Source organism: Pontibacterium sp., from assembly GCF_041587635.1.
In the GTDB taxonomy this organism is placed as follows: domain Bacteria; phylum Pseudomonadota; class Gammaproteobacteria; order Pseudomonadales; family Balneatricaceae; genus Pontibacterium.
This window is the reverse complement of record NZ_JBFGYC010000652.1, coordinates 1-2,052: the sequence shown is the minus strand read 5'-3', so window position 1 is coordinate 2,052 and position 2,052 is coordinate 1. Positions and strand designations below refer to the sequence as shown.

General features: G+C 49.7%; 1 protein-coding gene. It reads left to right on the top strand.

Going from position 1 to position 2,052, the window contains the following annotated elements; all coding sequences use genetic code 11:
• Nucleotides 1-198 precede the first annotated feature (198 nt).
• Nucleotides 199-2,007 (top strand): hypothetical protein, encoded by a 1,809-nt coding sequence (locus ABYW01_RS20315; RefSeq protein WP_372836289.1) that lies wholly within the window; start codon nt 199-201, stop codon nt 2,005-2,007.
• Nucleotides 2,008-2,052: the final 45 nt, after the last annotated feature.

Genomic DNA, 2,052 nt, shown 5'->3' with positions numbered 1-2,052 from the left:
GTTCTGTTTTTTATATAATTTCTGAGAATTATTTTGGTCCCCTGCATTTCCTGAAAGCCCTGTCGCTACGGGCTTTTAAAACGACCGTTCTATTTCCAACTTGAAATCTTGCGAAATTTTAATGTTTCTCAACCTATGCCAATCCTGAGCGCGGCCGATAGTACATATTCAGGCGGTACTAAGACTAAGGATATGGATATGAAATTGGACTCAGCAGGTTTGCAGAATGCAATCACCAACCAGCTGTCCAGCTTGAGAACGCAGTCCCAGCCGACAGATGACACCAGTAAGACACAGATGCGTTCAGGTAATGCGCAACCAGATAAGGTATCACTATCGAATGCTGGCGCTTCCCACGTTGCAAACGAATACATCGCATTTGAGGGAGACGTTCATGTATTGATTGTTGAGCGCTCGGAAAGAGCCGACCGGATGGAATCTGTACTCGATCGACTGTCTGATGCCCAGCAAAATACGCTTATCGATACCGACCTGATTCAAAATGAAGATTTCTTGGCCTTAGCGGAAGAACTCAGTGATGAAGAGCTGAGCCAGCTGACTAATGCCGTTGAAGGGCTTCGCACCACGCCACAACAGAGTGGCTTTACTGCAGTTCTGTCTGCGGGCAAAAATACCGACAACCTTATCTCAACGCTGACCGATCTGAATGCAGAGACGCGCAGCCGCGTGCTGGATGAGGTTGATCGCCATGCTGCGAAGATCCCGCTGCGTGATACTTCTGAAACCTATCAGCCCAATGGGCAGATATCTCAAACCCAAGGTGCATCCTCTGCTGATGATCTGCACAATTTTGTACAGACAGTTTCCAATATGGAGGATGTGGGCAAAACCTTAGATACGCTCGCAAACTTTAGCGATGGCCAGCAGTCGGGTTTGTTGCACGTTTTTGGCAAAGATACCGAACTGGGTGGGCGCTTGGCAGAACAGTTGTCTGATCGTAGCGCGACCACTAAAGATACCACCCTGAACTACCTTGGCGGACTAGCCGCAAAAGCAGACCCCTCTCTGAGTTCGATGACACAGAAGGCCGGTTCGTCGGGAGAGGATTATTATGCCATCCCTGAACACGACAATCTTTCGTCTGATACATTACTGGGCATGATCGAAAGCTCTGTGGGAATACTGGAGAACTATGACCTGAGCGATGAGCAAGTGACTCAGATGAGCACACAGCTAAACGTGATGGATGTCAGTGATCAGCGTGCCTATATCACGATTACGGAAACAAGTTTAGATCAGCTGATTGGGGCTGATAGCCAGCATCCTGAGGATATGGAAGCCAATGCTGAGGTCATGGATACGGTCGATGCTCTGCGCAGTGATGCGACAGTACGTGATGCCGTGTTTATGTCTCGTATGGGCGATCAGCGTGATACCGGTGCGGATGAGGACCATCGATTCTATGAAGTGAAACAACCGGGTACGGGCGAGCGAGATCAGGAGACTCTGATCAAGGTGTTGGCTACCGATGCCTGGGTTAATCGCAAGAATGAGGATGTTGATCTATCCACTCGCGCAATGCACCTGGCCGATAATCTGGATGAGCTGGGGGCCGACGCCCGTGATCAGCGAGTACATGACCTTAACCGTCTGATCCAGCAGCAAGTCCCTTTAGTCGAGCTATCAGACGATTACCTGCAACAGGACACACAGGATTTTCAGGCGCGTACAAATGCCCTAGCGGCAACGCAGGATATGGAGGCGTTGCGTGACGCTGAGCTGTCAGTCATACCTGAACAGCGAGAAACATTCTGGCAGGCTGCAGGGATGGCCGGTGAAGAAGTTGATCAATTGGTTGATCTGCTAAACAAAACTCCGGCGGATATGGGCGAGAAGATGATGAATTTCCTGGCTGAGGAAGCGGAACAGATCCGGAACGGTGAAAAGACTGAGGAGCAAGGCCGGGAAAGCGTGCATGAGCTAATCAATTTCTTCGAGTCGCATTTGGAGACGGATGATCGCAAACGGTATTTAGAAGGTCTATAACGGAGCGTTTGTAACCGGATGCTCCTCGGTTGTTTTTTTTCCAGC